Here is a 20,408-nt window from a genome sequence, read left to right as displayed (position 1 = left end):
GGCTCAGGCGGCTCGTACGTCTCGTTCCGGCACGCTGTGGGCGCACTCGCGGGCGGCGGCGGCCGAGCGGCGCCGCAGGAAGCGGGGCAGCGGCAGGGCGAGGCTCACGAAGCCCTCCGCCTGCATGGCGGCGAGCCCGATGCGGGGCAGGTCGCCGGAGGCGCGGTAGACGACGAACCGCGGCTCCCAGCGTGGCTGGAACTTGGCGTTGAACTTGTACAGCGACTCGATCTGGAACCAGCGCGAGAGGAAGACCAGCAGCCCGCGCCAGGCGCGCAGCACCGGTCCCGCGCCGATCTTCTCGCCGCGGGCCAGGGCCGAGCGGAACATCGCGAAGTTGAGCGAGACCCGGGTGATGCCGAGCTTCGGCGCCGCCTGGAGGGCGGCGACGATCAGCAGTTCGTTCATGCCCGGGTCGGCCGTCCGGTCGCGGCGCATCAGGTCCAGGGACACGCCGTCCTTGCCCCAGGGCACGAAGTGCAGGATGGCCTTCAGGTCGCCGTACGGACCGGGCTGGTCCTCGCTCCGCGCGGCACCTGGCGTGGCGCCGTCCGGGGCGTCGCCGTCGGACCGGTGCGCGGTGGCGATCAGGCAGTCGCCGTCGGCCGGGTCGCCGATGCGGCCGAGCGCCATGGAGAAGCCGCGCTCGGTGTCGGTGCCGCGCCAGTCCTCGGCGGCCCGCCGGACGCGTTCGAGTTCTCCCTCGCTGAGATCACGAATGTGCCGGACCCGGGTTTCGTAACCCGCTCGTTCGATCCGCTTGACCATTTGCCGGACGTTGCGCATCGCGCGTCCGGCCAGCGAGAAATCCGCGACGTCCACCACCGCCTCGTCGCCGAGTTCCAGCGCGTCCAGGCCGGTCTCCCGGGTCCACACCTCGCCGCCGGTCTCCGAGCAGCCCATCACGGCGGGGGTCCACGAGTGGGCCGTGGCCTCGTCCATGAAGCGTTCGATGGCGCCGGGCCAGGCTTCGACGTCGCCGATCGGGTCGCCGCTGGCGAGCATCACGCCGGAGACCACGCGGTAGGTCACGGCCGCCTTGCCGCTGGGTGAGAACACGACCGCCTTGTCGCGGCGCAGCGCGAAGTGGCCGAGGGAGTCGCGCCCGCCGTGTTTCACCAGCAGCGCGCGCAGCCGGGCCTCGTCCTCCTCGGTCAGGCGCGCGGCCGGGTGTTCCGGGCGGAAGGCGAGGTAGATGGTGGTGACCGCGGTGAGCAGGCCGAGGGCGCCGAGGGAGAAGGCGACCGTCCAGGAGGTGGCGCCCCGGTAGTCGACGGGTCCCTCGAAGCCGAACAGGCCGTACAGGACGTGCGTCAGGCGGTCGGCCAGGCTCGGGTCGCCGATCGTCCGCCTCGGGTGGACGCTGACGATGACCAGGCCGAGGGCGAGGGAACCGGCCCCCATGAGGACGAAGTTGGCGACCGCGCGCCAGCGGCTGCGCGGGTCGGGCAGGGCGGCGAACTCGCCGCGGTGGCGCAGCAGCGCCACGAGCAGCACCAGCGAGATGAGCGCTCCGATGACGGAGTGCCGGTAGGCGAACTGCGCCACGGCACCGGCCGGCAGCAGCGCGACCGCGGCCCGCCACGCCCGGCGCTTGCGCCGTTTGAGCCCGTGCGCGAGCAGCAGCAGGAGCACGCCGGTGCTGAGCGAGAGCGCGGCGGCGAACGGGCCGAGGGCGCCGGGCAGCACTTCGGCCAGCGCGTGCATGCGGCTGTGCCTGAAGCGCGGGAAGACGCTGGCCGCGATGTCCAGGAGGCCCACGAAGGCGCCCGCCCGGCCGATCAGGGCGGGGACGGCTTCGGGGCGCGGGCCGCGGAGTATGCGCCGCGCCGCGCTCGGCTGCCTGGGAACCTCGCCCGACACATCCCCATCTATCCTGACAGACATCGCATCCCGTAGTTCTGCGAGAGACCTTGAACCCGGTGCCGATCGGGCATCCGGCGACATTGCGCCCTCTAGGACGGTGTCTCGACCGGGGAGGTTCACTCCCCATCGGAAAGCCGGTTCAAAGGCAACGGAAAGCCCGGGGCAAGCCCTCGCGACGAGAGCGTCGGCGGGCCGTGGGCGGAAAGCGCAGGCAGGGGAAGCCCATGGGTCTCACGAGCGACAAAGTGCTGGTGCTGGCAGTCGGGTCCGCGGTGCTGCTGTTCGCGGGCACCGTCTGGATCTGGCCGCGGCTGGCCCGCGCGACCTGGCCGGCCGTCAGCGGCCGGGTCACCCTTCTGCTGGCCACCCAGGTGGCGCTGTTCGCCTCCGTGGGGCTCGCGGCCAACCAGTCCTTCGGCTTCTACGCCAGTTGGGCCGACCTGTTCGGGCAGGAGACCGGCCAGGGCGTCGTCGTCGACCACGCCGCCCGGTTCGACGGCCCGGTCCAGGTGGTCGGCACCGCGCGGGTGCTCGGTACGAGCGGATCGCTGCCGCAGAGGACCGGGGAGGTGCAGCAGGTCAACGTCATGGGGCGGACGACGCACATCGTCACCCCCGCGTACGTGTACTTGCCGCCCGAGTACTTCCAGCCGGGGCACGCCACGCGCAGGTTCCCGGCGGCCGTCGTCCTCACCGGGTACCCCGGCACGGCGCGCTCCCTGGTGGACAAGCTGCACTATCCGCGTACCGCGCGGGAACTCGCCCAGGAAGGGCGCATGCAGCCGATGATCCTGGTGATGCTGCGGCCGACGGTGGCGCCGCCGCGGGACACCGAGTGCGTGGACGTGCCGGGCGGCCCGCGCGCCGAGACGTTCTTCGCCAGGGATCTGCCCGAGGCACTGCGCGCCCACTACCGGGTGAGCGGAAAACCGGGCGGCCTCGGGATCGCCGGTGATTCCACCGGCGGTTACTGCGCCCTGAAGCTCGCGATGCACCATCCCGATGTGTACGCGGCGGGCGCGGGTCTGTCGCCGTACTACAAGGCGCCGATCGATCCCACGACCGGCGATCTCTTCCACGGCGACAAGGTGCTGCGCAATCGCGCGGATCTGCGGTGGTTCCTCGACCACGAGCCCGCGCCGGACACCTCACTGCTCGTCAGCAGCAGCAAGGTCGGCGAGACCAACTACAAGGCCACGCTGGAATTCATCAAACGCGTGGAAGCCACGAAGGTGACCCGGATCTCGTCGATCATCCTGGACAGCGGCGGCCACAACTTCAACACCTGGAGGCGCGAGATCCCGGCCATGTTGCAGTGGCTGAGCGGGCGATTGGCGGTCAGCTGAAAACGATCTTGGGGAATTCGGCGGACGGAACTCCGCCCGGGGAGTTGCGGATGTCGCGAGAAGGCTTCGGAATGACTGTGTTTTTGCGGGGTGGGCAACCACGATTCGCCTACGCGCGGTAAGTTTCTGGCCATGCCACGTGGACGTCACCGCCATTCCCCGCCTTTGCACAGGCTGTTGCCGCCGTCGGCGATCGCCGGCGTCTCCCTCGTCTGCGCGTCGGGTCCCTGGGTGTTCTCCGAACCGCTGGTGCTCCGCTCGCTGTCCGCGGCCGCCGCGGCGACGGCGGTCGTGGGCGCGGTCGTGATGCGCCGCTGGGACACCCATGCGGGCAAAGAGGTCGCCGACCTCGCACGCGCGCGTGCCGGTGACGAGTGGCGCCACGAGGAACGGGTCGCCGAACTGGAGACCGATCTGGAGGAGTCGCGCGAACTGCGCGGCAAGCTGGAGCAGCGGCTGCGCGCCAAGCGGGCGGAGCTGACGGGGCTGCGCAACGAGCACGCCGCGCTGCTGCGGCGCTACGCCACGGCGGAGACCGAGCGCGCCAGCGCCCTGGAGGGCCGCCGGCTGCTGGAGTTGGAGGCCGTGCCCACGCGCGCGTTGCCGCCGGCGGCCGGTCCGGTGCGGGGTACGGCCGAGTCGCGGGCGGTCGACTCCCGGGCCGTCGAGTTCAGGGCGGTCGAGTCCAAGGCGGTCGAGTCCGGAGGCGGTGGCGCTCGGGCGGTCGAGGCCGGGGCAGCCGGGTCCAGGGCCCTCGGATCCTCCCAGGACGTGGCGTCCGGGGCCGTCGCGGCCGGGGCGCGCGCGGCGGACTCCGGCAGCGCGGCCGGCGAACCCGAGGCACCCGCGGGGCGGTCCGGGGCGGCCGGGGAGAGGCCGGCGGCTCCCGCGGTGTTCTCCCCGGAGGGCTCCGAGCTGTTCCGGCGGGCCCAGGCGGCGCTGTCCCGCTTCGCCGACGCCGAGGGGACGTCCGGGGCTCGTACTGCTGACGGTGCGGAGGCGTCCGAGGCCCGTACCGCTGATGGTGAGGGGGCGTCCGGGGCCCGTACCGCTGATGGTGAGGGGGCGTCCGGGGCCCGTTCCGTGTCCCGTTCCGCCGCCGACGGCGAGGAGGCGCCCGCGGTCGGTCCCGCCGTCGAGCGCGCCTTCGGGTCCGCCCCGGCCGCCGCGCCCGAAGGGGAGCGCAGGGTCGACGGCGTGACCCGGACGGCCACCGCGGCGCGGCCGAGCACGGACCGCGCGGAGCCGGTCGTGGAGTCCGTCACGGCTCCGGCGGCGGCTCCCGCGGCTGATTCCACCGCGGATTCCACTGCGGAGTCCGCCACGGGGCCTGCCGTGGATTCCGTCCCGGAGGACGAGGCGGAGGGGAAGCCCGAGGCGGTCGCCGCGCACGAGCACGCGGCCGCCGGCACGACACCGGAGGCTGCCGCGTCCACCGGTCCCGTGCAGCGGCCCGCGGGGCACTTCACGGTGCCGACCGCGGTGGCCGTCGTACCGGCCGCCGCGCCCACGCGGCGCCCGGCGGCCGAGGGCGGGTTCGACTTCTTCGGCATGGAGAAGGGCGCGCGGTCGGCGCCCTCGGACGCCCCGTCGGCGCCCCTGGACGCCGTGCAGGCCGTACGGCACGAGGACGCCGTACAGGCGGTACAGCACGAGGACCTGGCCGACGTGGTGGGCCAGGAGGCCCTCGCGCTCCACGAAGCGGAGTCCGGCGCGGCGTCGACGTCCGCCGACGAGCGGACGCGCGACAGCGGCGAGGTCATCGACCTGACGGCGCACGACGAGACGGAACAGATCGACCTCCAGGGCCTGCGCAGCGCGGCCTCCTGAGCGCGGCCCACTGAACGGGCGGGCGCGCGCAGGCCATTCACCGGTCCGGACGGGGTGTCCCCGGGCTCCGGTCGTTCATCGGTCCGGCAGCGCGTCCCCGGGCTGGGGTCGTTCATCGGTCCGGTGGCGTGCCCTCGGGTTCGGGTCGCTCGTCGGTCTGGCGGCGCGTCCCTGGGCTCGGTCGTTCATCGGTCCGGCGGGGTGTCCTCGGGCTCGGGCCATCCACCGGCGCGGCGGCGCGTCCCAGGGTTCAGGCCATCCACCGGTCCGGCGGCGCGTCCCAGGGTTCAGGCCATCCACCGGTCCGGCGGCGCGTCCCTGCGTCCCGTCCGTGACCGCTCCGCCTGCGCGTGCAGCAGCTCCGCGGCCTCCTGTGCGTCCCGCAGACGGGCCGTGACGGTCTTGCCGGCTCCCGTGTCCACATGCACGTCCGCGAGGCGCCACAGGCGCTCCCAGGGGCCCTGAGTGAGCCGTACGCTCTGCACCTTGGCGTGCGGCACCAGCGACAGGGTCCGGCACAGCAGCCCGTGCCGGGACGCGAGCACCGCGCCGGTGACCGCGACACCGTGCCCGCGCCACCACAGCGGCAGGCACCGCCAGGCGCGCGGCGGCGGGCGGTGCACCGACCGCGGCACGGCCACACCGGGCAGCACGCGCGCGATGACCGATTCGGCGACCGCGCGCGGGGCGACCGGAACGAGCAGCGCGTTCGACGACCCGGCGACATCCAGTTCCACCCGCACCCAGTTCCGCCGCCGCCACAGCAGCGGCTCCACGATCCGCACCGTCTGCACCCGTCCCGGCGGCACCGTCTCGTGCGCCCGGTCGAGCAGCCCATGGTCGATCCGCAGCCCGTCCGGGGACTCGGCCACCGTCCAGTCGTACTCGGTGACGAACCGGCCCGTGCTGTGCGCGCCCGCGGCGCCGAACAGCGGCAGTGCGGTGGCGAGCACCGTCCACACGCTGTGGGTGGTCAGGAAGAGCACGGTCGGTACGACGAGCGCGGCCACCAGCGAACCCCAGGTGGCGCCGGACAGCACGAGGGAGACCACCAGGTCGCGCGCGGGCACCCGCATCAGCTGCCGCTGCGGTGCCTCGCCGACCTCGTGCGCCGTCTCGGGCGCGAAACCGGCGGCGCGCGCGAGCAGTTCCGCGCGCAGGGTCCGCGCGTCGCGCTCGCTCAGGAAGGCGAGTTCGTCCTTCTTGTCGGTCCCGATGACGTCGATCCGCAGCTTCGCGACGCCCGCCACGCGCGCGAGGAGCGGACGGGTGACGTCGACGGCCTGGATCCGCTCCAGCCGGATGTGCGCGGTGCGCCGGAACAACAGGCCGGTGCGTATGCGCAGTTCGCTGTCCGTCACCGCGAAGTGCGTGAACCACCAGGACAGGAAGCCGTAGAGGGCGGCTGCCAGGACCAGCACCGCCAGCCCGGCGAGGAGCCACGCCGTGGTCAGCCTGGTCAGCTGCTCCTGCGCCTGGTTCGGGTCGTGCACCGCCCAGCCGGCGAGCACGGCGACCGGCGCCCAGGCCCGCCGCAGCGGCGTCACGGGGTGCAGCCGCCGCTCGGTCACGGTCCGCCCGGACCGTATGCCCTCCTCGACGCCCGGCGCGCTCACAGGCCGGCCGATCGGGCCTCGCCCAGTTCGGTGAGCCGGTCGCGCAGCCGTTCCGCCTCGGCCGGGTCGAGGCCGGGGATGGTGGCGTCGGTGGCCGCGGCGGCGGTGTGCAGCTGGACGCTGGCCAGCCCGAAGTGCCGCTCCACGGGTCCGGAGGTCACCTCGACGAGCTGCATCCGCCCGTAGGGCACGACGGTCTCCTCGCGCCACAGGACCCCGCGGCTGATCAGCAGGGCGTCGGCGCGCTCGGCGTACCGCCAGGAGCGCCAGTTGCGGCCCAGCATCAGCCAGCCCCAGGCCAGCAGGGCGAGCGGCAGCAGCGCGAAGGCGGCCCAGGACGGCCCGGCGAGCAGGCCGGGCAGCAGCCCCGCGGCCAGCGCGACCGCTCCCAGCCACACCGACAGCAGCATGCGGCGCATCCGCAGCAGCCCCGGCGGCAGCCCGTTCCACACCGGTTCGGCGCCCGCCGTGCCCCCCGCCCGCGCCGTCCCCGGCGCGTCGGCGGTCCCGGTCCCGTCCGTCGTCCCCGGCGCGTCCGCGGATCCCGCCGCTCGCGCCGCTCCCGCCTCGCGCGGGCTGCCCGTCTCCATACGGCCAGCCTACGTAGGGGAGACTGGACGCATGACTCCTACGACGGAGACCACGGTCGGGATCGGCGGTGCGGCGGAGAGCACGGACATGGTGCTCAACATCGGCCCTCAGCACCCGTCCACGCACGGCGTGCTGCGGCTGCGGCTCGTGCTGGACGGCGAGCGCATCGTGCGGGCGCACCCCGTGATCGGCTACATGCACCGGGGTGCGGAGAAGCTTTTCGAGGCGCGCGACTACCGCCAGATCATCATGCTCGCCAACCGTCACGACTGGCTGTCCGCGTTCTCCAACGAGCTGGGCGTGGTGCTCGCCGTGGAGCGGATGCTCGGCATGGAGGTGCCCCCGCGCGCGGTGTGGACGCGCACGCTGCTCGCCGAGCTGAACCGGGTGCTCAACCACCTGATGTTCCTCGGCTCCTATCCGCTGGAGCTGGGCGGCATCACCCCGGTCTTCTACGCGTTCCGGGAGCGGGAGGTGTTGCAGAACGTCATGGAGGAGGTCTCCGGCGGGCGCATGCACTACATGTTCAACCGCGTCGGCGGCCTCAAGGACGATCTTCCGGCCGGCTGGACGGGACGCGCGCGTGCCGCCGTCGCCGCGGTGCGCTCCCGCATGGACGTCTTCGACGACCTGGTCCTCGGCAACGAGATCTTCCGTGGGCGCACGCGCGGCGTGGGGACGCTCACGCCGGGGACCGTGCACGCGTACGGCGTGAGCGGGCCGATCGCCCGCGCGGCCGGGGTCGACTTCGACCTGCGGCGCGACGAGCCGTACCTGGCGTACGGGCAGCTCCAGGACACGTTGCGGGTGGTGACCCGGCAGGAGGGCGACTGCCTGGCCCGCTTCGAGTGCCTTCTGGAGCAGACGCACAACGCCCTGGAGCTGGCCGACGCCGCCCTCGACCGGCTCGCGGAGCTGCCGCCGGGGCCGATCAACCAGCGGCTGCCCAAGGTCCTGAAGGCGCCCGAGGGGCACACGTACGCGTGGACCGAGAACCCGCTCGGCATCAACGGCTACTACCTGGTCAGCAAGGGCGAGAAGACGCCGTACCGGCTCAAGCTGCGCTCGGCCTCGTACAACAACATCCAGGTGCTGACCGAGCTGCTGCCCGGGACGCTGGTCGCGGACATGGTGGCGATCCTGGGGTCGATGTTCTTCGTGGTCGGGGACATCGACAAGTAGGGACAAGCGGCGACAAGCGGCGGCAGGCGGCGGCAGGCGGCGGCAGGCGGCGGCAGGCGGCGGCGAACTGCGGCAAGCAGCGACAAGTGACGCCAGGTGACCAGGTGATGACCAGGTGACCAGGTGACGCGGACGCGCGCGGGATGGGGCACGCGCGCGGGCGGCGGACGAGCGGGCGGCGCGGGCGCGGGCGGCCCGCGTGGCGGGCGGGCGGGGCCGTCACCGGTGGGCGGGGCCGCGACCGGGTGCCGGGTCCGTGCCGAGCGGGTGCGGGATGCCGACCGGCTGGAGCAGCCAGCCGAAGTCGCCGAGGCCGCCGGGCGCGGTGAGTTCCGCGGCGGCACCGGCGCTCGCGAGGGCCCGGACGTACGCCGGGGGATCGGTGGAGGCGAGCGCGAGCGGGGGACGTGCGCCGGTGAGGCCCAGGGCGTGCAGCGCGTCACGTTGCGTGAGCAGGCGTGCGTCCGGGAGCGTACGCGCCGTGCGGGGCGGCGCACCGGCCTCCTGCTCGCCGTACGCGTAGGTGTACGCGTCCGTGTCCGCGCCGGCGACCGATGCCGTGTACGGGGCAGGCGTCGCGTACGCGTCCGGTGCGGCGCACGCGTCCATTGCGACGTGCGCCGTGATGTCGCACGACCCGTCCGGCACGGGCGCCGTCTCGCGTCCCTCCCGGAACCCGGTGAGCGTTCCGAACGGCGGGCGCGTCCGCACGGTGTGCGCGTAGTCGACGGCCACCGCGAGTCCCCGCTCGACGCGGGCGACGGCGGACGCCCACGCGACGTCCCTCGACAGCCCGATCTCCGCGCGCAGCCCTTCCTCCGGCGGCAGCGGCCACCAGCGCGCGAGCCACGCCGCCTCGGTGCCCGCCACGGGCTCGCCGAGCCGCTCGGCGCCGTCCTCCCGCACGAGCACCAGCCGCGGCACGCCCGCGCCGTCCACCTCCGCGACCTCCAGCGGTACGTCGTCCAGCCACTCGTTGGCGAACAGCAGCCCGGTGATCCGGGCGGGCGGCTCACTCAGCCAGGTGATGCGCTCGTCGAGCCCCGCCGGGCGGGCGGCGACCTCCACGGCGTACCCGCGCGCGCGGGCGGCCACCTCGGCGGGCAGCGCGGCGAGCACCCCGCCGACCAGTTCGCCCCGCCCGGCCGCCATGTCGACGAAGTCGAGCGTCGCGGGCCGTCCCAACGCCTCGTCGACCAGGCACAACAGCCGCGCCACCGCACGGGCGAACAGCGGCGACGCGTGCACGGAGGTGCGGAAGTGGCCGGCCGGGCCCTCGGGCCGCCGGTAGAAGCCGTCCGGGCCGTAGAGCGCCGCCTCGGCGGCCGCCCGCCAGCCACGCCACGCACCCGACGCGCCGCCCGACGCCGCACCGCTGGTGCCGTCCGCGTTCCCGCCCGACGCCGCACCGCTGGTGCCGTCCGCGTTCCCGCCCGACGCCGCACCGCCGGTGCCGCCCGCGTTCCCGCCGGTGCCGCCCGTGCCTCCACCGGTCCCGCCCGTGTCTCCGCCGCTTCCGCTTGCGGACCCGCCGGTTCCGTGGGCGCTCCCGTACGCGCTCCCACGCGCGGTTTCCGCCGCGGTTTCCGCCGCGATTCCGTCCGCGGTTCCGCCCGTGGCCGGCCCCGCTGCGCCGCTCGTAGCCCCGTCCGTCATCCGACCAGACTAGGCGGGCAGATGATCACGGCATCCACCTAGCGGAGTACGCGCGTCAGGTTCGGATCGGTCCTCCGGTTGACCCCTGCACACGTCACACTTCCCTACTCTGGGTTACGTGCAGCGCCTCTACGACTACCTCCGCACACACCCGACCCTGGTCGACTCCTTCTGGGCCGTCGTCCTGTTCGGGCTCTCCTGCGTGGGTGTCACCAACATCAACGGGGCGTCGCACCACCATGGATCGGTCGGCGCCGCGCTGGCCGTGTCCGCCGTGATGTCCGTCGTCATAGCGCTGCGCCGCCGGCTGCCGGAGCCGATGCTGCTGCTGGCCGCCGCGACCGGAGTGGCCCAGTTCGCCCTGGACATCGAGACGACCGTCGCCGACTTCGCCATGCTGGTGATCGTCTACACCGTCGCCGCGACCGGCGTCCGGTGGGCCTCCCGGTTCGCCCTGGTCGCCGGTCTGTGCGCGGCGTCCCTCGCCCAGATCCGCTGGCCGGCCGAGGACGCGAGCTTCGCGGGGCAGATCGCGATGGCGGTCTTCCAGACGGTGCCGTTCGCCCTCGCATGGGTGCTCGGCGACTCCATGCGCACGCGCCGTGCCTACTTCGCGCAACTGGAGGAGCGCGCCTCCCGGCTGGAGAAGGAGCGGGAGGCGCAGTCGAAGGTCGCGGTCGCCGCCGAGCGCGCGCGGATCGCGCGCGAACTGCACGACGTGGTCGCGCACAACGTGTCGGTGATGGTGGTGCAGGCCGACGGTGCCGCCTACGTCCTCGACGCCGCGCCCGACCAGGCCAAGAAGGCCCTGGAGACGATCTCCTCCACCGGCCGTCAGGCACTCGCCGAGATGCGCCGGCTGCTGGGCGTGCTGCGCACCGGTGAGCACAAGGAGAGCGGCGAGTACGTCCCGCAGCCCGACGTGGAGCAGATCGACGAACTGATCGAGCAGTGCCGCAGCTCCGGACTCACCGTCGACTTCAAGGTCGAGGGCACCCCGCGCCCGCTGCCCAGCGGCGTCGAGCTGACCGCGTACCGGATCGTGCAGGAGGCCCTGACCAACACCCGCAAGCACGGCGGGCCGGACGCGGGGGCCAGCGTGCGGCTGGTCTATTTCGACGACGGGCTCGGCCTGCTCGTCGAGGACGACGGCAGGGGCGCCCCGCACGAGCTGTACGAGGAGGGCGGCGCCGACGGCGGCGGCCACGGCCTGATCGGCATGCGCGAGCGGGTCGGTATGGTCGGCGGCACCCTCGACGCGGGGCCCCGGCCGGGCGGAGGATTCCGCATCAGCGCCCTGCTCCCGCTCAAACCGGCGCACTGACCCGGTGGGGCACCCAGTGACCCGGTGGGGCACCCAGTGACCCGGCGGGGCACCGAGACCGAGAAGCCGGAAACGGAAGAGGAACGGAAGAGGAAACCGATGGCGATCCGCGTGCTGCTCGTCGACGATCAGGCGCTGCTGCGCACCGGCTTCCGGATGGTGCTGGCCGCCCAACCGGACATGGAGGTCGTCGCGGAGGCGGGAGACGGCGTCGAGGCCCTCCAGGTGCTGCGCTCCACCGACGTCGACGTCGTCCTGATGGACGTCCGTATGCCGAAGCTGGACGGCGTGGAGGCCACCCGCCGTATCTGCTCCGCGCCCAATCCGCCGAAGGTGCTGATCCTGACCACCTTCGACCTCGACGAGTACGCCTTCTCCGGGCTCAAGGCGGGGGCCTCCGGCTTCATGCTGAAGGACGTGCCGCCGGCCGAGCTGCTGGCCGCGATCCGCTCCGTGCACAGCGGCGACGCCGTCGTCGCCCCCTCCACCACCCGCCGCCTCCTCGACCGCTTCGCGCCGATGCTGCCCACCGCGGGCCCGCAACCGCGGCACAAGGAGCTGGAGCGGCTCACCGACCGCGAGCGCGAGGTCATGGTGCTGGTCGCCCAGGGCCTGTCGAACGGCGAGATCGCGGCCCGGCTGGTGCTGTCCGAGGCGACCGTGAAGACACACGTCGGCCGCATCCTGACCAAGCTGGGGCTGCGGGACCGGGTGCAGGTGGTGGTCCTGGCGTACGAGACGGGTCTGGTACGGGCGGGCGGACAGGGCTGACCCGCGCGCGAGGGCATCGATAGGGTCGTGCACATGCTCCTGTGGATCAACGGCCCCTTCGGGGGCGGCAAGACGCAGACCGCGCACGAGATCCAGCGCCGCCTGCCGGGCAGTGTGATCTGCGACCCCGAGCACCCCGGCTTCGGGCTGCACCGCATGCTCCCGCCCGGACTGCGCGCGGACTTCCAGGACCTGGCCGCCTGGCGGCAGGGCGTCGTCGAAGTGCTCGACCTCGCCCTGAGCAAGCACGACGGGGTGGTGATCGCACCGATGACGGTGACCGACTCCGGCCACTTCGCCGAGACGGTCGGCCGGCTGCGCGAACTCGGCCACGACGTCCGGCACTTCACGCTCCTCGCCGAGCGGGAGACGGCGCTGAAGCGGTTGCGCGAGCGCGGCCTGGGACACCTGCTGCGGTACGTCTCCGGGAAGAAGGCCGGGCTGCGCCGGGAGAGTTGGGCCGTCCAGCAGCTCGACCACTGCCTGGAGCGGCTGCGCGAGCCGGAGTTCGCCGAGCACCTGTGGACGGACCACTCCACGGTGGCCAAGACGGCGGACCGGATCGCGGTGCTGGCCGGGCTGACGCTGCTGCCCAACACCGAGGGTCCGCTGCGGACCCGGGTCCGGCAGGCCGGCGTCGGACTGCGGCACATCCGCTTCGACTGAGCCGGGCCGTGCTCCATCGGCCCGCGCCCCGGTCCGAGCCCGGTCCGAGCCCGGTCCGAACGGGGCCTGCGAGGGCCGACCGGGAGGGACCTGGCCGACCGGCGGGACCTGGCCGACCAGGCACGGCGGCCTGACGCAGCAGCCCCGCCAGCAGGTCGCCGCCCAGCAGGTCGCCGCCCAGCCGGGCGACGACCCGGCCACGAGCCGGACCGGGCCACGAGCAGGACCGGGCCAGGACCCGGACCGGATTACGCGCCGCGCCGGGCCGGCGGCCGGGCCGGGTCAGGCGCCGGGCCGGGACCTCTTCGGGAGCCGGGCGGTGAACTCCGCCACTGCTGCCCGAACGTCGTCCGCCGTCCACTCCAGGCCGGACGCCCCGACGGTGACCTCCGTGACGGCGAGGCTCGGGCCGCCGGACTGCCAGGCGCCCGTGAACAGGGCGACCGAGGTCTCCTCGGCCTGCCGCACCGCTGCCTCGGCGACCACGTCCGGCTCGTACGGCAGCCAGACCTGGAACTGGTGCGTGTGCGGCTCCTCCGGGTGCACGCTCGCCCACGACAGGCCGGCCGCGGCGAACCCCTCGCGCAGCGCGCCGGCCACCACGCGCGCGTGCCGCACGTACTCCGGCAGCCGGGGCAGCTCGCGCTCCAGCCCGACGAGCGCCGACAGCGCGGCCGGGAACTGCTGGAACAGCGTGCCGCCGTACCGGTGCCGCCAGACCTTGGCGTCCTCCACCAGCGACCGGCTGCCGGCGAGCGCGGCGCCGCTCAAGCCGCCGAGGGACTTGTAGAACGACACGTAGACGCTGTCCGCCAGGCTCGCGATCTCGTCCAGGGAGCGGTCGAGACGGACGGTCGACTCCCACAGCCGGGCCCCGTCGAAGTGCACCACGGCGTCCCGTTCCCGGGCGGCCGCCACGGTCTCGGTCAGCTCCTCCCAGGTGGGCAGGACGAAGCCGGCGTCCCGGAGAGGCAGCTCCAGCATCAGCGTGCCGAAGGGCTCCCCCAGGGCGCGTATCTCCTCGGCGGTGGGGAGCCGGGCCGCGGTGGTCACATGGACCGGGCGCAGCCCGGAGACCTGGCTGAGCGCGTGCCGCTCGTGCACCTCGGGATGCGACAGCGGGTGCAGCGCGACCGTGGTGTTGCCGGTGCGGGCCGCCCAGCAGCGCAGGGCCACCTGCTGGGCCATCGTGCCGGTCGGGAAGAACGCCGCGGCCTCCGTGCCCAGCAGCGCGGCGACCCGGTCCTCCAGCGCGGCCACGATCCGGTCGCCGTACGCGTCGACCTGTTCGTCCAGGTCGTACACCTCGGGGCCGGCCTCCCGCAGTTCTTCGAGCCGTTCGCGGATCGTGGCCCGCATGCTCGTGCGGGCCAGCGCGTGCCGTGCGTTCCGGTTCGCCGCCGTCCGCCGCTGCCGCAGCCGCTCCTGCTCCTGCTCGTGCCGCGAGGGGCCTTCGTCCTGCCCAGCCGTGTCATTCATGCACCGGATCATGCCGTGCCCCGCTGTGCGCGGCAGCCTCATTTCCCGGCAGCCACATTTCTCCGGTGCCCCCGGGTGCCCCGGTGGTCCGGTGGTCCGACAGCTCGGTGGTCCGGTGGTCCGGTGGTCCCGGTGTCCCGGGTAGGTCCGGGTGCACGGAAACCCACAGCCTGTGGACGACCGGCCGGCCCTCGACCCGATCGCGTTAACATGACGAGAAATCGTCCGGTACCCGGAGCGGACTGGAACGGGAAGGCCACCGTCGCGTGAGTACAGACCAACAGCCAGACCTCAAGGACCGTCCGGCGCGGCTGACCGTGGGCGTCGTCGGCGCCGGCCGGGTGGGCCCGGCCCTGGCCGCGTCCCTGCAACTCGCCGGGCACCACCCGGTGGCCGTCTCCGCGGTCTCCGACGCCTCCAGGCGACGCGCCGCGCTGCTGCTGCCCGACGTGCCCGTCGTGCCGCCCGCCGAGGTCCTGGGCCGCGCCGACCTGGTCCTGCTCACCGTCCCTGACGACACCCTGCCGGGCCTCGTGGCGGGACTGGCGGAGACCGGCGCCGTACGACCGGGGCAACTGCTCGTGCACACCTCCGGGCGGTACGGCGCGCGGGTGCTGGACCCGGCCCTGCGCGCGGGCGCGCTGCCGCTCGCGCTGCACCCCGCGATGACCTTCACCGGCAGCCCCGTGGACGTCCAGCGGCTGGCCGGCTGCTCGTTCGGCGTCACCGCCCCCGAGGAACTGCGGCTGGCCGCCGAGGCGCTCGTCATCGAGATGGGCGGCGAGCCCGAATGGGTCGACGAGGACAAGCGCCCGCTCTACCACGCGGCCCTCGCCCTCGGCTCCAACCACCTGGTGACCCTGGTCGCGCAGTCCATGGAACTGCTGCGCGCGGCCGGTGTCGAGGCGCCCGACCGGATGCTGGGCCCGCTGCTCGGCGCCGCCCTGGACAACGCCCTGCGCTCCGGCGACGCGGCGCTGACCGGGCCCGTCGCGCGCGGGGACGCGGGTACGGTCGCGGCGCACGTCGACGAGTTGCGCAAGCACGCCCCGCAGAGCCTCGCCGGCTATCTGGCGATGGCCCGCGCGACCGCCGACCGGGCGCTGGCGCACGGGCTGCTGAAGCCGGAACTCGCCGAGGACCTGCTCGGGGTGCTCGCCGACGGCGGCAGGAACGGCACGGACGGCACAGGCGGCAGGGACGGCACGGACGGCACGGACGGCACCGACCCGGCCGGGAACGGGGAGGACCGATGAGCCGCCGCCGTCTCGAACTCGCCGCCACGGCCGACGACCTGACGCGGCTGCGCGACCGGTTCGCGGTGCCGGGCGGTACCGCGGTCGCCATGACCATGGGCGCGCTGCACGAGGGCCACGCCACCCTGGTCCGGGCCGCGCGCGAGCGCGTCGGCGGCAAGGGGTTCGTCATCGTCACCGTCTTCGTCAATCCGCTCCAGTTCGGCGCGGGCGAGGACCTGGACCGCTACCCGCGCACCCTCGAAGCCGATCTGAAGATCGCCGAACAGTCCGGCGCCGACGCCGTGTTCGCGCCCTCCGTGGACGAGGTCTACCCCGGCGGCCGGCCCCAGGTGCGCATCGCCGCGGGCCCCATGGGCGACCGGCTGGAGGGCGCCGCACGTCCCGGACACTTCGACGGCATGCTCACGGTCGTCGCCAAACTGCTCCACCTCACCCGGCCCGACGTCGCCCTGTTCGGACAGAAGGACGCCCAGCAGCTCGCCCTGGTCCGCCGCATGGTGCGGGACCTGAACTTCGGCGTCGACGTCGTCGCCGTACCGACCGTGCGCGAACCCGACGGCCTCGCCCTGTCCAGCCGCAACCGCTACCTCTCGATCGACGAGCGGCGCACGGCGCTCGCCCTGTCCCGGGCCCTGTTCGCGGGCCGCGACCGGCACGCCGCGCAGGAGGCGCTGCGCGCGCGTGCCCTCGAAGTGCCGTCCACGCGTGCGCGTGCCGAGGCGCTCAGCGCCATAGGGGAGTCCCGGGCCGCCGCCGACGCGCACGCCGTCGCCAAGGCCGTACCGGGAGCCGCGGCGGCCGTCCGCGCCGCCGCCCGCACCGTCCTGGACGAGGCCGCGCACTACGACCCGCCGCTGGAAGTGGACTACCTCGCCCTCGTCGACCCGGCCGACTTCACCGAGATCGACGACGACTTCACCGGTGAGGCCGTCCTCGCCCTGGCCGCCCGGGTCGGCACGACCCGGCTGATCGACAACCTCCCCCTCACCTTCGGAACCCTCGGAGCCGCCTCGTGACCAGCACAGGCACCAGCACCGGCAGCAGCACAGGCAGCACCAGCACGGGCATACGACTGCACGCACCCGCGCCCGGCTGGTCGATCGCCGCGGACGTGGTGGTCGTCGGCTCCGGCGTCGCCGGTCTCACCGCGGCCCTGCGCTGCGAGGCCGCCGGCCTCAGGACCGTCGTCGTCACCAAGGCCCGGCTCGACGACGGCTCCACCCGCTGGGCGCAGGGCGGCATCGCGGCGGCGCTCGGTGAGGGCGACACCCCCGAACAGCACCTGGACGACACCCTGGTCGCGGGCGCCGGCCTGTGCGACGAGGAGGCCGTACGGATCCTCGTCACCGAGGGCCCCGGCGCGGTCCGGCGGCTGATCTCCACCGGCGCCCACTTCGACACGGACGACGAGGGCGGCATCGAGCTGACCCGGGAGGGCGGTCACCACCGCCGCCGGATCGCGCACGCCGGCGGCGACGCCACCGGCGCGGAGGTCTCCCGGACCCTCGTGGAGGCCGCGCACGCGCGCGGGGTGCGCACCATCGAGAACGCGCTCGTGCTCGACCTGCTCACGGACGCGGCCGGCCGCACGGCGGGCGTGACCCTGCACGTCATGGGCGAGGGCCAGCACGACGGCGTGGGCGCCGTGCACGCCCCCGCCGTGGTGCTGGCGACCGGCGGCATGGGCCAGGTGTTCTCGGCGACCACCAACCCGTCGGTGTCGACGGGCGACGGCGTGGCGCTCGCCCTGCGGGCCGGCGCCGAGGTCTCCGACCTGGAGTTCGTGCAGTTCCACCCGACCGTGCTGTTCCTCGGCGCCGACGCGGAGGGGCAGCAGCCGCTGGTCTCCGAGGCCGTGCGCGGCGAGGGCGCCCATCTGGTCGACGCCGCCGGGGTGCGCTTCATGGCCGGGCAGCACGAACTGGCCGAGCTGGCGCCCCGGGACATCGTCGCGAAGGCCATCATGCGCCGGATGCAGGAGCAGGACGCCGGGCACATGTTCCTCGACGCCCGGCACTTCGGCCAGGACATGTGGGAACACCGCTTCCCGACGATCCTGGCCGCCTGCCGCGCGCACGGCATCGACCCGGTCCGGGAGCCCATCCCGATCGCCCCGGCGGCCCACTACGCCTCCGGCGGCGTCCGCACCGACTCCCGGGGCCGCACCACGGTCCCCGGGCTGTACGCGTGCGGCGAGGTCGCCTGCACGGGCGTGCACGGCGCCAACCGGCTCGCCTCCAACTCCCTGCTGGAGGGACTGGTCTACGCCGAGCGGATCGCCGCCGACATCGCCGCCGACATCGCGGCGGACCACGCGGACCAGGCGGAGGCGGAGCGGGCGGACCACGCCGACCACGCGGGCCATGCGGACCACGCGGACCAGGCAAGGGGCCTGCGGGGTGCGCCTGCCCCCGGCCCGACCCCGCCCCGGCCGGAGGCCGCCGGGCGGCCGGACCGGCCCGCGTACCCGCTGCTCGCCCCCGAGGCCCGGTTCGCGATCCAGCGGATCATGACCGACGGCGCGGGCGTCCTGCGCTCGGACGAATCCCTCGCCAAGGCCGCCGACCAGCTCCAGCGGCTGCACGCCGAGGCCCGCGACGCCCTCGACGAGGACGGCAAGACCGCCGAGCCGGGCGTCGACACCTGGGAGGCCACCAACCTCCTGTGCGTGGCCCGCGTCCTGGTCGCCGCCGCCCGGCTGCGCGAGGAGACCCGCGGCTGCCACTGGCGCGAGGACCGGCCCGCCCGCGACGACACCGACTGGCGGCGCCACATCGTCGTACGGCTGAATCCGGACCGCACGCTGGCCGTGCGCACCACGGACACCGCAGACTTCCCCCCGACCCGGCCCTACCGTCCCCAGGAGCAGTGACAGAAGTGAGCACCCCCGACCTTCCCCTCGCCCCGACCGGTGGCTGCGGCGACGGCTGCGCCTGCGGCGGTGAGGGCGACGAGGCGTACCTGGAGTGCGGGCTCGACCCCGCGCTCGCCCAGCTCCTGGCCGACGCCGGGCTCGACCCGGTGGAGGTCGAGGACATCGCGGGCGTCGCCGTCCAGGAGGACCTGGCGGGCGGCGAGGACGTGACCACCGTCGCGACCATCCCCGAGGACGCTCGGGCCACCGCCGACTTCACCGCGCGCGAGGCGGGCGTGGTGGCGGGCCTGCGGGTCGCCGAGGCGGTGGTCTCGGTGGTCTGCACGGACGAGTTCGAGGTCGAGCGGCACGTGGAGGACGGCGACCGGGTGGCGGCGGGGCAGCCGCTGCTGTCGGTCACCGCGCGCACGCGCGACCTGCTGACGGCCGAACGCAGCGCGCTGAACCTGCTGTGTCGCATGTCGGGCGTCGCGACGGCCACGCGCGCGTGGGCGGACGCCCTCGACGGCACCCAGGCGAAGGTGCGCGACACCCGCAAGACGACGCCGGGCCTCAGGTCGCTGGAGAAGTACGCGGTGCGCTGCGGCGGCGGGGTCAACCACCGCATGTCGCTGTCGGACGCGGCGCTCGTCAAGGACAACCACGTGGTCGCCGCCGGCGGGGTCGCGCAGGCTTTCACGTCCGTACGGGAGGCGTTCCCGGACGTGCCGATCGAGGTCGAGGTGGACACCCTGCACCAGCTGCGCGAGGTCGTCGACGCGGGCGCGGACCTGATCCTGCTGGACAACTTCACGCCCGGTGAGTGCGAGGAGGCGGTGGCCCTCGTGGCCGGGCGGGCGCTGCTGGAGGCGTCGGGCCGGCTGACGCTCGGGAACGCCAGGACGTACGCGGACACCGGTGTGGACTTCCTGGCCGTCGGTGCCCTGACCCACTCGTCGCCGATCCTGGACATCGGCCTGGACCTGCGCGAGGCGGAGTAAGACCATGCTCCTGACGATCGACGTGGGCAACACGCACACCGTGCTGGGTCTGTTCGACGGCGACGACATCGTCGAGCACTGGCGGATCTCCACGGACGCCCGCCGCACGGCGGACGAGCTGGCGGTGCTCCTCCAGGGGCTGATGGGCATGCACCCGCTGCTCGGCGAGGAACTGGGCGACGGCATCGACGGCATCGCGATCTGCGCGACCGTCCCGTCGGTGCTGCACGAACTGCGCGAGGTGACGCGGCGCTACTACGGGGACGTGCCCGCGGTGCTGGTGGAGCCCGGCGTGAAGACCGGCGTGCCGATCCTCACCGACAACCCCAAGGAGGTCGGCGCCGACCGGATCATCAACGCGGTCGCGGCCGTCGAACTGTACGGCGGTCCGGCGATCGTCGTGGACTTCGGTACGGCGACGACGTTCGACGCGGTCAGCGCGCGCGGGGAGTACATCGGCGGGGTCATCGCGCCCGGTATCGAGATCTCCGTCGAGGCGCTCGGGGTCAAGGGCGCGCAGCTGCGGAAGATCGAGGTGGCCCGGCCGCGCAGCGTCATCGGCAAGAACACCGTGGAGGCGATGCAGGCGGGGATCGTGTACGGGTTCGCCGGGCAGGTCGACGGCGTGGTGGGCCGGATGGCCGGGGAACTGGCCGACGATCCCGACGACGTCACGGTGATCGCCACGGGCGGGCTGGCGCCGATGGTCCTGGGCGAGTCGTCGGTCATCGACGAGCACGAGCCGTGGCTGACGCTGATCGGGCTGCGCCTCGTGTACGAGCGGAACGTGTCCCGGCCCTGACCCGGCCGAACAGCCACCCACGCGCCCAACCGAACGGCCACCCACCCACGCCCAACCGAACGCGCCCTGCCCACGCGCCCGGCCGAAAGCCCGGCCACGCGCCCGCCCACGGCCCCGCCCGAACGCCCGTCTGCGCGTCCGGCCCGGCCCGGTCCGCGCCGCTTC

Annotated in this window: 16 protein-coding genes; 11 read left to right on the top strand and 5 right to left on the bottom strand. The window is 74.1% G+C overall.

The annotated features are described in order from the left end of the window. Positions 1-3: 3 nt before the first annotated feature. A complete protein-coding gene (locus ACFC09_RS34415; protein ID WP_376534869.1) occupies positions 4-1,887 on the bottom strand; it encodes a phosphatidylglycerol lysyltransferase domain-containing protein in 1,884 nt (627 codons plus the stop codon). 203 nt (positions 1,888-2,090) lie between these two features. Here ACFC09_RS34415 and ACFC09_RS34410 point away from each other — a divergent pair, with 203 nt between their 5' ends. Both ACFC09_RS34410 and ACFC09_RS34405 read left to right on the top strand, forming a co-directional pair. After that, positions 2,091-3,212 (top strand): alpha/beta hydrolase, encoded by a 1,122-nt coding sequence (locus ACFC09_RS34410; RefSeq protein ID WP_376534867.1) that lies wholly within the window; start codon positions 2,091-2,093, stop codon positions 3,210-3,212. A 132-nt stretch (positions 3,213-3,344) separates the two neighbouring features. Further along, positions 3,345-5,042 carry a hypothetical protein gene (locus ACFC09_RS34405; protein ID WP_376534865.1) on the top strand — a complete coding sequence of 566 codons (1,698 nt, stop codon included), beginning with the start codon at positions 3,345-3,347 and terminating at the stop codon, positions 5,040-5,042. A gap of 287 nt (positions 5,043-5,329) precedes the next feature. Here the strand turns inward: ACFC09_RS34405 and ACFC09_RS34400 are convergent, their stop codons facing one another. Both ACFC09_RS34400 and ACFC09_RS34395 read right to left on the bottom strand, forming a co-directional pair. Next, on the bottom strand, positions 5,330-6,658 hold the full coding sequence (locus ACFC09_RS34400; RefSeq protein WP_376534863.1) for a PH domain-containing protein: 1,329 nt from the start codon (positions 6,656-6,658) through the stop codon (positions 5,330-5,332). After that, complete coding sequence (locus tag ACFC09_RS34395) at positions 6,655-7,077, bottom strand: PH domain-containing protein (RefSeq protein ID WP_376534967.1); 423 nt, start codon at positions 7,075-7,077, stop codon at positions 6,655-6,657. The genes ACFC09_RS34400 and ACFC09_RS34395 overlap by 4 nt, the downstream gene beginning before the upstream one ends. 202 nt (positions 7,078-7,279) lie before the next feature. Here ACFC09_RS34395 and ACFC09_RS34390 point away from each other — a divergent pair, with 202 nt between their 5' ends. Then, positions 7,280-8,431, top strand: coding sequence for an NADH-quinone oxidoreductase subunit D (locus tag ACFC09_RS34390; protein ID WP_376534861.1), 1,152 nt, complete (start codon positions 7,280-7,282; stop codon positions 8,429-8,431). 219 nt (positions 8,432-8,650) lie between these two features. Here the strand turns inward: ACFC09_RS34390 and ACFC09_RS34385 are convergent, their stop codons facing one another. Further along, positions 8,651-10,087 carry an SAM-dependent methyltransferase gene (locus ACFC09_RS34385; protein ID WP_376534859.1) on the bottom strand — a complete coding sequence of 479 codons (1,437 nt, stop codon included), beginning with the start codon at positions 10,085-10,087 and terminating at the stop codon, positions 8,651-8,653. Between the two features lie 118 nt (positions 10,088-10,205). On the opposite strand from ACFC09_RS34385, the gene ACFC09_RS34380 reads away from it, so the two are divergent. The 3 genes from ACFC09_RS34380 (at position 10,206) to ACFC09_RS34370 (ending at position 12,848) form a co-directional block, all read left to right on the top strand. After that, positions 10,206-11,411 (top strand): sensor histidine kinase, encoded by a 1,206-nt coding sequence (locus ACFC09_RS34380; RefSeq protein ID WP_376534857.1) that lies wholly within the window; start codon positions 10,206-10,208, stop codon positions 11,409-11,411. A 99-nt stretch (positions 11,412-11,510) separates the two neighbouring features. Beyond that, positions 11,511-12,182, top strand: a complete 672-nt coding sequence (locus tag ACFC09_RS34375) for a response regulator (RefSeq protein ID WP_376534855.1) — start codon at positions 11,511-11,513, stop codon at positions 12,180-12,182. A 33-nt stretch (positions 12,183-12,215) separates the two neighbouring features. After that, entirely contained in the window at positions 12,216-12,848 is a 633-nt protein-coding gene (locus ACFC09_RS34370; RefSeq protein WP_376534853.1) for an AAA family ATPase, read from the top strand. A gap of 282 nt (positions 12,849-13,130) precedes the next feature. Here the strand turns inward: ACFC09_RS34370 and ACFC09_RS34365 are convergent, their stop codons facing one another. Then, complete coding sequence (locus tag ACFC09_RS34365; protein WP_376534851.1) at positions 13,131-14,327, bottom strand: threonine aldolase family protein; 1,197 nt, start codon at positions 14,325-14,327, stop codon at positions 13,131-13,133. A 266-nt stretch (positions 14,328-14,593) separates the two neighbouring features. Here ACFC09_RS34365 and ACFC09_RS34360 point away from each other — a divergent pair, with 266 nt between their 5' ends. Genes ACFC09_RS34360 through ACFC09_RS34340 form a run of 5 tightly spaced genes read left to right on the top strand, consistent with a single transcriptional unit; the run spans position 14,594 to position 20,243 of the window. Next, positions 14,594-15,583 carry a Rossmann-like and DUF2520 domain-containing protein gene (locus ACFC09_RS34360; RefSeq protein ID WP_376534849.1) on the top strand — a complete coding sequence of 330 codons (990 nt, stop codon included), beginning with the start codon at positions 14,594-14,596 and terminating at the stop codon, positions 15,581-15,583. After that, entirely contained in the window at positions 15,580-16,602 is a 1,023-nt protein-coding gene (gene panC, locus ACFC09_RS34355) for a pantoate--beta-alanine ligase (RefSeq protein ID WP_376534847.1), read from the top strand. The genes ACFC09_RS34360 and panC overlap by 4 nt, the downstream gene beginning before the upstream one ends. Then, positions 16,599-18,458, top strand: a complete 1,860-nt coding sequence (locus tag ACFC09_RS34350) for an L-aspartate oxidase (RefSeq protein WP_376534845.1) — start codon at positions 16,599-16,601, stop codon at positions 18,456-18,458. The genes panC and ACFC09_RS34350 overlap by 4 nt, the downstream gene beginning before the upstream one ends. A 5-nt stretch (positions 18,459-18,463) precedes the next feature. Then, complete coding sequence (gene nadC / locus ACFC09_RS34345; protein WP_376534843.1) at positions 18,464-19,441, top strand: carboxylating nicotinate-nucleotide diphosphorylase; 978 nt, start codon at positions 18,464-18,466, stop codon at positions 19,439-19,441. Positions 19,442-19,445: 4 nt separating this feature from the next. Further along, the gene (locus ACFC09_RS34340; RefSeq protein ID WP_376534841.1) at positions 19,446-20,243 is read left to right on the top strand and encodes a type III pantothenate kinase; all 798 of its coding nucleotides are present in this window, start codon (positions 19,446-19,448) and stop codon (positions 20,241-20,243) included. The last annotated feature ends 165 nt before the right edge of the window (positions 20,244-20,408 follow it).

This window comes from Streptomyces sp. NPDC056161 (assembly GCF_042268025.1).
In the GTDB taxonomy this organism is placed as follows: Bacteria; Actinomycetota; Actinomycetes; order Streptomycetales; family Streptomycetaceae; genus Streptomyces.
The sequence above is the reverse complement of the archived record's forward strand: the minus strand, read 5'-3'. Positions and strand labels throughout refer to the sequence as shown.

What these genes read in the sequence shown, in the direction of transcription:
- ACFC09_RS34375 (WP_376534855.1), top strand. Translation starts at nt 11,511, where the DNA reads ATGGCGATCCGCGTGCTGCTCGTCGACGATCAGGCGCTGCTGCGCACC.
- ACFC09_RS34405 (WP_376534865.1), top strand. Translation starts at nt 3,345, where the DNA reads ATGCCACGTGGACGTCACCGCCATTCCCCGCCTTTGCACAGGCTGTTG.
- ACFC09_RS34390 (WP_376534861.1), top strand. Translation starts at nt 7,280, where the DNA reads ATGACTCCTACGACGGAGACCACGGTCGGGATCGGCGGTGCGGCGGAG.
- panC (WP_376534847.1), top strand. Translation starts at nt 15,580, where the DNA reads ATGAGCCGCCGCCGTCTCGAACTCGCCGCCACGGCCGACGACCTGACG.
- ACFC09_RS34370 (WP_376534853.1), top strand. Translation starts at nt 12,216, where the DNA reads ATGCTCCTGTGGATCAACGGCCCCTTCGGGGGCGGCAAGACGCAGACC.
- ACFC09_RS34365 (WP_376534851.1), bottom strand. Translation starts at nt 14,327, where the DNA reads ATGAATGACACGGCTGGGCAGGACGAAGGCCCCTCGCGGCACGAGCAG.
- ACFC09_RS34415 (WP_376534869.1), bottom strand. Translation starts at nt 1,887, where the DNA reads ATGTCTGTCAGGATAGATGGGGATGTGTCGGGCGAGGTTCCCAGGCAG.
- ACFC09_RS34340 (WP_376534841.1), top strand. Translation starts at nt 19,446, where the DNA reads ATGCTCCTGACGATCGACGTGGGCAACACGCACACCGTGCTGGGTCTG.
- ACFC09_RS34410 (WP_376534867.1), top strand. Translation starts at nt 2,091, where the DNA reads ATGGGTCTCACGAGCGACAAAGTGCTGGTGCTGGCAGTCGGGTCCGCG.
- ACFC09_RS34395 (WP_376534967.1), bottom strand. Translation starts at nt 7,077, where the DNA reads ATGCGCCGCATGCTGCTGTCGGTGTGGCTGGGAGCGGTCGCGCTGGCC.
- ACFC09_RS34385 (WP_376534859.1), bottom strand. Translation starts at nt 10,087, where the DNA reads ATGACGGACGGGGCTACGAGCGGCGCAGCGGGGCCGGCCACGGGCGGA.